A 9,015-nucleotide genomic window follows, 5' to 3' on the forward strand; every position below is an offset into this window, starting at 1 on the left:
CCGGGCAGCGCCGAACGCATATCCCACTCACTCTATGGGAAATGTATGTGTCCTGGGTCACAAAGTGGCTGACGGCGATGCCCTGGGCCGTCTACGTTTCAGGGCATGAACCGGAGCAAGCGTCTGACTCGGCGCCGCTTCGTCGACTACCTCCGGGTGTGCACCTGCGCCTGTTGAGTCCGACGGCGAAGCCCCCGCCGCCCTGACTGATCCACGCGCCGCCGCGCACCGTCGCCCGGCTGCTGCTCCCTGCCCACCCGGGCGCTGACTCGCACACCGGCCGCCGGCCCTCGCCGGCGCGCTGAACCCTGCCTTCCCACCGACGGCGTCGCACGCCGCGCGGTCGATGACACCTACCCCACGAAGGAGTCCCATGGCCACCCGCAGATCCGCACTCGCCGCCGCGGCCGCCGCCGTACTGACCGCCTCCCTGCTCTCCGCATGCGGCGGATCCGACGCTGCCGCCGCCGGCGAGCAGGCCAAGGAGCTGCGCTACCAGGGGTGGGTGGGTGCCGTGACGCCGGCGGAGCTGGCCGAGGATCTCGGCTATCTCGACGACGTGAAGCTGAAATGGATCGGCAACACCATCAGCGGCCCACAGGACATCCAGGCCGCCACCACCGGCGACACCGACTTCGGCGGCGCCTTCAACGGCGCGATCGTCAAGCTGAAGGTGTCGAAGGCGCCGATCACCGCGGTCGTCAGCTACTACGGCTCCGACAAGGGCAACTACAGCGGCTTCTTCGTGCTGGAGAACAGCCCGATCAAGAGCGCCAAGGACCTGATCGGCAAGAAGATCGGCGTCAACACGCTCGGCGCGCACTCCGAGGCGATCACCAAGACCTACCTGACCCGCGCCGGGCTCACCCCCGAGCAGATCAAGCAGGTCGAGCTGATCGTGGTGCCGCCGGTCAACACCGAGCAGTCGCTGCGGGCCGGCCAGATCGACGTCGCCGCACTCAGCGGCACGCTCCGCGACGTGGCGATCGAGCACGGCGGCATCCGTCCGCTGTACACCGACGTCGACCTGCTGGGCGACTTCAACGGCGGCAGCTACGTGCTGCGCAACGACTTCATCAAGAAGAACCCGGACACCGTACGCAAGTTCACCACCGGCGTCGCGAAGGCGGTCGACTGGTCCCGTTCGCAGCCGATCGAGACGGTCCACGCCAGGTTCACCGAGATCATCAACAAGCGCGGGCGCAACGAGGACACCAAGCAGGTCAAGTTCTGGAAGAGCTACGGCGTGGTGAGCCCGGGCGGCAAGATCGCGGACAACGACTTCAGCGTCTGGATCGAGTGGCTGAACAACACCGGCGAGCTCAAGAAGAACGACCTGAAGCCCGCCGACCTCTACACCAACGACTACAACGAGGTGGCCGCGCCATGAGCAAGATCCGCTTCGAGGGCGTGAGCAAGACCTTCGCGGCCCGGGGAACCACGGTCACCGCGCTGCAGGAAATCAACCTGGACGTGAACGAGGGCGAGTTCCTCGTCATCGTCGGCCCCAGCGGCTGCGGCAAGTCCACCCTGCTCGACCTGCTCGGCGGTCTCGCCTCGATCAGCAGTGGCCAGATCCTCGTCGACGGCAAGCCGGTCACCGGTCCCGGACTGGACCGCGGCATCGTCTTCCAGCAGTACGCGCTGCTGCCCTGGCGTACCGCGCAGGGCAACGTCGAGTTCGGGCTCGAGGCCAAGAACGTGCCCCGCAGGGAGCGCGCCGCGAAGGCCCGCGAGTACCTCGATCTGGTCGGCCTCTCCGGCTTCCACGACCGCTACCCGCACGAGCTCTCCGGCGGCATGAAGCAGCGGGTGGCGATCGCCCGCAGCCTCGCCTTCGACCCGGACGTGCTGCTGATGGACGAGCCGTTCGCCGCCCTCGACGCGCAGACCCGCGACGGCCTGCAGGACGAGCTGCTGCGGATCTGGGAGAAGACCGGCAAGACCATCGTCTTCATCACCCACGGCATCGAGGAGGCCGTCTACCTGGGCCAGCGGGTGGCCGTGCTGACCTCCCGCCCGGGCCGGATCAAACAGATCGTGGACATCCCGATCGACGCCCGCTCGGCCACCGAGGACCTGCGCTCCGACCCGCAGTTCGCCCACTACCGGCATGAGATCTGGACCCTGCTGCGCGACGAGGTCAACAAGGCCCGCAGCGAAGAACTGGAGGTCAACCGTGTCTAGCCTGACCGAAACACCGGTCGCGGTCCGTGCCGCGCCGGTGGTGGCGCACCCGGCCGCCGCCACGGCGGCACCGGCGCGCCGGTGGCCCCGCCAGGTCCTGCGACTCACCGGCAACGTCCTCACCCGGATCGCCGCCATCGGCGCCCTCGCCCTGGTCTGGGAGATCTTCCCCCGGCTCGGGCTGGTCGACGCGGTCTTCCTGCCACCGCTGTCCGAGGTGCTTGTCGCCTGGAAGGACCTGCTGGTCTCCGGCGAGCTCTGGAGCCACACCGAGGCGAGCCTCGCCCGGTCCGCCGCCGGATTCGGGCTGGCGATCCTGGTGGCCGTACCGCTCGGCCTGCTGATCGGCTGGTACACCCCGGTGGCGAACCTGCTGAACCCGCTGCTCGAGGTGTTCCGCAACACTGCGGCGCTCGCCATCCTGCCGGTCTTCGTGCTGATCCTCGGCCTCGGCGAGACGTCCAAGGTCGCGATCATCTTCTACGGCTGCACGTGGCCGATCCTGCTCAACACGGTCAGCGGTGTCCGTACCGTCGACCCGCTGCTGATCAAGTCGGCCCGCTCGCTCGGCCTCGGCCCGGTCCGCCTCTTCCAGAAGGTGGTGCTCCCGGCCGCCGTACCGACGATCTTCACCGGCATCCGGCTGGCCGGCGCCGCCTCGATCCTGATCCTGATCGCCGCCGAGATGGTCGGCGCCAAGGCCGGTCTCGGCTACCTCATCAACTATGCCCAGTTCAACTTCGCCGTCCCCGACATGTACGCCGGCATCATCACGATCTCCGCGATCGGCCTGCTCGTGAACCAGCTCCTCGTCGTCACCGAACGCCGCTTCTCTACCTGGAGGACCCACTCATGAGTCTCATCGTCAACCGCATCGGCGGCCGGATCGGCGCCGAGATCACCGGAGTCGACCTCAAGCAGGAGATCGACGACGTCACCGCCAAGGAGATCCACGACGCCCTGGTGGACCACAAGGTGCTCGTCTTCCGCGGCCAGCATCTCGACGACGAGCAGCACCAGCGCTTCGCCTCGATCTTCGGCCCGCTGACCCTGGCCCACCCGACCGTGCCGTCCGTCGACGGCCAGGCGAACGTCCTCGAGGTGGCCGGCGGCGAGGGCGCCCGGGCCAACGCCTGGCACACCGACGTCACGTTCGTGGTCGCCCCGCCGAAGGCCACCACGCTGCGCAGCCTGGTCATCCCGGAGTACGGCGGCGACACCCTGTTCGCCAACACCGCCGCCGCCTACGCCGACCTGCCCGAGCACCTGCGCCTGCTCGCCGACCGGGCGTGGGCCGAGCACTCCAACGAATACGACTACGCCGAGCACCCGCAGTTCCGCTCCGCCGAGGTCGACGAGTACCACAGGGTCTTCGTCTCGACCCGCTACCGCACCGCGCACCCGGTGGTCCGGGTCAACCCGGACTCCGGCCGGCCGAACCTGTTCATCGGCAACTTCGTCACCGGCATCCTCGGCCTGTCCAAGACCGAGTCGCGGGACATCCTGCGCCTGCTCCAGCACTACGTGACCCGGCCGGAGAACACGCTGCGCCACAAGTGGCAGGTCGGCGACATCGTGGTCTGGGACAACCGCACCACCCAGCACTACGCCGCCGACGACTACGGCGACCTGGCCCGCAAGCTGCACCGGGTGACGGTGGCCGGTGACGTGCCGGTCGGCATCGACGGCACGAAGAGCTACATCCTCGAGGGCGACGAGGCCACCCACTACACCCCGCAGGTGCAGTGATGCCACGTCCTGGACAGCTTCATCTCAACGCGTTCCTGATGAGCGTCGGGCACCACGAGGCGTCCTGGCGCCTTCCGGAGAGCGACCCGTACGCCGACCTGGACGTCGAGCACTTCAAGAACCTCGCCCGGATCGCCGAGCGCGGCAAGCTCGACTCGCTCTTCCTGGCCGACGGGCCGGTGCTCTGGGACCAGGTGGGACGCCGTCCGTCCGGCGTCCTCGAACCCACCGTTCTGCTCACCGCACTCGCCGGGGCGACGGAACACATCGGGCTCATCGCCACCGCGTCCACCACGTACAACGAGCCGTACAACCTGGCCCGCCGGTTCGCCTCGCTGGACATCGTCAGCGGCGGCCGGGCCGGCTGGAACATCGTCACCACGGCCGGGCTGGACGCCGCCCGCAACTTCAACCTGGACGCGCTGCCCGCGCACAAGGAGCGCTACGAGCGGGCGGCCGAGTTCGTCGACGTGTCGCTCAAGCTCTGGGACTCCTGGGACGACGAGGCCATCGTCGCCGACAAGGAGCGCGGTGTCTGGGGCGACGACGGCAAGATCTACCCGCCGGCGCACCGCGGCCGCTACTACTCGGTGGCGGGCGCCCTCAACGTCCCGCGCTCCGCGCAGGGACACCCGGTGCTGGTCCAGGCAGGCTCGTCGGAGAACGGCCGCAACTTCGCAGCGAGGTACGCGGAAGCGGTGTTCACCGCACACCAGACCCTGAGCGACGCCCAGGAGTTCTACGACGACCTCAAACGCCGGGCCGCCGAGCACGGCCGCGATCCGGACCACGTGAAGATCCTGCCCGGGATCGTCCCGATCATCGGCACCACCTCGTCGCAGGCCCGCGACCTCGAAGCGGAACTGAACAATCTGATCCGCCCCGAGTACGCCATCCGGCAGCTCGCCGAACTGCTCGGCGTGCCCGAGTCCGAACTGGACCTCGACTCCCAGCTGCCGGCCCACCTGCCGGAGGAGGAGCAGATCGAGGGCGCCAAGAGCCGCCGCACCCTGGTGGTCAACCTGGGCCGCCGGGAACGGCTCACCGTCCGCGAGCTGATCGCCCGTCTCGGCGGCGGCCGCGGTCACCTCACCTTCGCCGGTACCGCGGTGCAGGTGGCGGACCAGATCGAGCACTGGTACGAGTCCGGCGCCGCCGACGGCTTCAACATCATGCCGCCGGTCCTGCCGTCGGGCCTGGCCGCCTTCGTCGACCAGGTGGTGCCGATCCTTCAAGAGCGCGGCCGGTTCCGTACCGAGTACACCGGGCGTACCCTCCGGGAGCACTACGGACTGCCCCGCCCGGAGAACCGCAACACCGTTCCGGCCGACCCGGCCGCCCGCCGGACCGTGGTCCTGCACCCGTGACCCGAGCGGCATCGCGCCCGGCGGTGGACCGGCGGCTCCGGCCGTCACCATCGCCGGGCGCGGCGGGACCGCGTCGGCTTCGGCAGGGAGCGGTAGGCGTACCCCCAACGGTTGTGAAAGACGCGCCGAAGCCGGCGCCGAACTACCGAGCTGAGGCACCGCATGGCCGAAAATGATCTGCGTGGGCGAGCCCTCCTCGGAGGACTCTGCCTGGCCACCGCCGCCTACTCGGTGTTGCAGTCGCTGGTGGTCCCAGCGCTCGGGGTGTTCCAGCGCGAGCTCGGCACCACGCCCTCCGGCGCCGCCTGGCTGCTCACCGCGTTCCTGCTCAGCGCGTCCGTCTCCACCCCCGTGCTCGGCCGGCTGGCCGACGTCTACGGCAAGCGCCGCATCCTGCTCGCCGCCTTGAGCGCGATGAGCCTGGGCGCCCTGACCTCGGCCGCCGCGACCGCCCTGCCGCTGATGGTCGCCGGCCGGGTCGTCCAGGGCCTCGGCGGCGCCGTCTTCCCACTCTGCTTCGCCCTGGTCCGCGACCACCTGCCGGCCCTCCGCCGCCCGCGTGCCTTCGTGGTGATCTCCACCGTGATGAGCGTCGGCGGCGCGCTCGGCACCATCACGGCCGGCCCGATCCTCAGCATCCTGTCCTCACGATGGCTGTTTCTGATCCCCGCGATCGTGTCCGCGCTGGCGATGATCCCGGTGCTTCTGCTGCTGCCGCCCGGCAAGCCCCGCTCGCTCGGCGCCAAGATCGATTGGTACGGCGCCGCACTCCTCGCCACCTGGCTGGGCCTGCTGCTCCTGGCGATCAGCACCGGCTCGATCTACCCGGTGCCGGCCGCCGCCGTCCTGGCCCTCGTCTGGTGGCGCAGCCAGCGCCGCGCCGAACAGCCCCTGATCGACCTGCGCACCCTGGCCCTGCCGACGGTACGCGCCACGAACGCCGCCACGTTCCTGCTGGGCTTCGGCATGTTCGGCTCATGGATGGTGATCCCGCTGATGGTCGCCGACCGGTTCGACGCCGGCCCCACCCTGGTCGGCCTGGTCATGCTGCCCACCGCCGTCGGCAACCTGCTGATCATGCCGATCCACCGCCGCCTGACCGCCCGGCAGGGGCCCCGCGCCGCGCTGGCCACCGGTATCGCCACCGCCGGCCTGTCCTATCTGGGCATGGCCCTCTGGCACCAGACGCTGACCGCGGTCTGCCTCGGCATCCTCGTCATGGGCGCCGGCATCGGCCTGGCCTTCGCCGCCGTCGGCGCGCTGGTAGTCGAGGCCGTCCCGAGCGAACAGACCGGCGTATCAGCGGCCGTCAACACCGTCATGCGCACCGTCGGCGGTTGCCTGGGCTCCGCCGTCGGAGGCGCCGTCCTGACCAGGTCCGCCGGCGACGCCCAGTACATGACCGTCCTGCTCCTGTACGCGGCCGCCCTGGCCGCGGCCCTGCTCTGCGCCATCCAGGTGCCACGGCCGGCGGTCCTGACCACCGAATCAGCCGTCCCGCTGACCGGAACCGCCTGACGCGGGCGCGCTCAGATCTCCGCCGGCGCGGCTTGACGCCGAGCCTCGGTCACATCCTCCATCAACCGATCCCACTGCTCATCCGCCCGGAACCGCGCCAGCCGCACCGTCTTCATCGCCCGCGCCGACGTGTACTCCCACCAGGCCGCCACCCGCACCGGCCACAACCCGACCCGAACCGCCCCCGCCACAAAGCACCGATGCGCGAGCAGCGTCGCCGCCAGAATCTCCGGTTCCAGTTCCACATCCGGGTCATCGATCGCCCGCCCCAGCATGCGCACGTCCCGGTGCATCTCCGAATACGCAAGGAGGCTGGGCATGGCCGGCACCATCAGCTCATCCTCCGGATCCACCAGAGCATCCGCATAAGCAGGCGTGAACACCACGTCATCCACCGTGACGATCAACGGCAACGCCTCATGCTTACGCCGCAGATCCACCTGAACCGCCGGCGCGCCGGTAGGCACCGAAACCCAATCAGCATCCAGCACATCCCGGAAAGCCAGCCGCACAGTGTCGCCAATCGCCGGTATGTGCACCGAAACAAGCCCCGGCCCGGCGGCCACCTCGGTACCCGGCACCTCCCGCAACATGTCCGCCAGCTCATCAGTGCGCATGCGCTCGTTATACGCCCCCGCCGCACCCCGCGCATGGTCGCGCTCTTTCAGACGTACGCGCACGGGCCGTCCCCCGAAACCGGGACCGTCCCGCCCTGCCGCGCGACCCAGGCATCCCACAAGGCCCCAGCGCGCCCGCCGGGCCTTCGCCCGTTCTCTTCGGGTGTGGCTGGGCTTCCCTGTCCGGCTGTCTTGCCTGCCGGGTTTTCGCCCGTTCTCTTCGGGTGTGGCCGGGCCTCCCGCCCTGCCACCTTATGGAGGCCCGGTTCGGTGTGCCGGGCCAGCCGATCCTGCGCCAATGCCACCTCGACAAAGTTGATCTTGGTTGAGCCCGAGAGGTTGCGGTTTCCTGACCCGTGAGGACACCCCGGCCGGGTCGTCGCCCAGGAGATCGCCGGCCCCCGCCATCGCCTACCGGCAGGTCACAGTCATGATCGGCTCAAGCCAGGTTGCATTGCACCCGCCCAGCCGTTGCTAGGTAAGGAGTCGGGCACGCAAGGGTGCGTGGACGACGGCTCACCCCGCCCAGCTATGGCTGACGCACGGAATCAGACGCCCATACGTGCGTGGGTGACGGCTGGTTCTGCTCGGCCGTCGTTGGCGCACGGTATCGGGCGTTTATACGTGCGTGGGTGACGGCTGGCTCTGCCCAGCCGCCGCTGGCGCACGGAACCGGGCGCTGTGATGCGGTGGGCGGCGGCCAGCCGGCCATGCGGCAATGCCGCTGGGCCTAGCTTGATCTTGCGGGGCCCGGATCCCGGGGTGTGGGTTGGCGGTGTGGCGGGCGGGTCGCGGGGACGGCCGCCGTGTCGGATGGGGAGGTGTGACGGATGACGTGTGGCCGGATGACGTGTGGCCAGATGGCGTGCGGCGGGATGGCGTGCGGGATGACGTGCGGCGGGATGACGTGCGGCGGGATGGCGTGCGGCGGGATGACGTGCGGCGGGATGACGTGCGGCGGGATGACGTGCGACCGTTGATCATGGGCCGGTCGGGGCAAGTGGACCGACACTGATGGGTGCCTCAATGCGCCTTCCTTTCGTTCTTCCGGCTGCCTGCAATTGAGGATCTTGTCGTGCGGGCGGGCGGACTGGCGCGGTCGGCGGTGGCAATATCGGCTCTGACCTGAGCCTTTTCGCCGACCAGGGTGATGTGACCCGCGTCGCGGGCAAGCCGATTTGGCATCGCGGGGGAGGGCGAGTAGTGTTGTCCGAGCCGCCAGGGAGACGGGCGAGCGAGCGGGACCCGATCCAGGGGCCCGGCGCGGCCGTCCTGACGGAAATCCTAATCTTGATCGCACGATCTTTCCGGTCGTGTGGTTTGTGGGGTGCCTGCATGTTTTCGGGTTGTTGAATTCGGTTGCGAAACGCGGATTTGACGAAACGGGAACGGCGGGTAAAGTAGAGCGAGTGCCCCGGAGGGCGGGCCGCGAAAGCGGTTTGCATTATGGTGTGCGGTTGTTCTTTGAGAACTCAACAGGGTGCTTGATAAGCCAGTGCCATTTATGGCAATACCCCGGCCCGTCGTTTAGGCGATGGGTTGAGGATTCCTTTGGCAATCTTTGATTGCCGGGACGC

Annotated in this window: 7 protein-coding genes; 6 read left to right on the top strand and 1 reads right to left on the bottom strand. The window is 69.1% G+C overall.

From position 1 onward, the window contains the following. The first annotated feature begins 373 nt into the window (after positions 1-373). The 6 genes from I4J89_RS44890 to I4J89_RS44915 all read left to right on the top strand — a co-directional run bounded on the left by I4J89_RS44890 (position 374) and on the right by I4J89_RS44915 (position 6,821). The gene (locus tag I4J89_RS44890; protein ID WP_196420353.1) at positions 374-1,390 is read left to right on the top strand and encodes an ABC transporter substrate-binding protein; all 1,017 of its coding nucleotides are present in this window, start codon (positions 374-376) and stop codon (positions 1,388-1,390) included. Next, positions 1,387-2,187, top strand: coding sequence for an ABC transporter ATP-binding protein (locus I4J89_RS44895; RefSeq protein WP_196420354.1), 801 nt, complete (start codon positions 1,387-1,389; stop codon positions 2,185-2,187). Before I4J89_RS44890 ends, I4J89_RS44895 begins: the two co-directional genes overlap by 4 nt. Further along, positions 2,180-3,043 carry an ABC transporter permease gene (locus I4J89_RS44900; RefSeq protein WP_309238765.1) on the top strand — a complete coding sequence of 288 codons (864 nt, stop codon included), beginning with the start codon at positions 2,180-2,182 and terminating at the stop codon, positions 3,041-3,043. Before I4J89_RS44895 ends, I4J89_RS44900 begins: the two co-directional genes overlap by 8 nt. Next, positions 3,040-3,936 (top strand): TauD/TfdA dioxygenase family protein, encoded by an 897-nt coding sequence (locus I4J89_RS44905; RefSeq protein WP_196420355.1) that lies wholly within the window; start codon positions 3,040-3,042, stop codon positions 3,934-3,936. Before I4J89_RS44900 ends, I4J89_RS44905 begins: the two co-directional genes overlap by 4 nt. Next, positions 3,936-5,303 carry an LLM class flavin-dependent oxidoreductase gene (locus tag I4J89_RS44910; RefSeq protein WP_196420356.1) on the top strand — a complete coding sequence of 456 codons (1,368 nt, stop codon included), beginning with the start codon at positions 3,936-3,938 and terminating at the stop codon, positions 5,301-5,303. Before I4J89_RS44905 ends, I4J89_RS44910 begins: the two co-directional genes overlap by 1 nt. Positions 5,304-5,465: 162 nt before the next feature. Next, entirely contained in the window at positions 5,466-6,821 is a 1,356-nt protein-coding gene (locus I4J89_RS44915) for an MFS transporter (protein ID WP_196420357.1), read from the top strand. Positions 6,822-6,832: 11 nt separating this feature from the next. On the opposite strand, the gene I4J89_RS44920 is transcribed toward I4J89_RS44915, so the two are convergent. Next, positions 6,833-7,501 (bottom strand): hypothetical protein, encoded by a 669-nt coding sequence (locus I4J89_RS44920; protein ID WP_309238766.1) that lies wholly within the window; start codon positions 7,499-7,501, stop codon positions 6,833-6,835. Positions 7,502-9,015 lie beyond the last annotated feature (1,514 nt).

Origin of the sequence: Actinoplanes aureus (genome assembly GCF_015704865.1) — a bacterium.
In the GTDB taxonomy this organism is placed as follows: domain Bacteria; phylum Actinomycetota; class Actinomycetes; order Mycobacteriales; family Micromonosporaceae; genus Actinoplanes; species Actinoplanes aureus.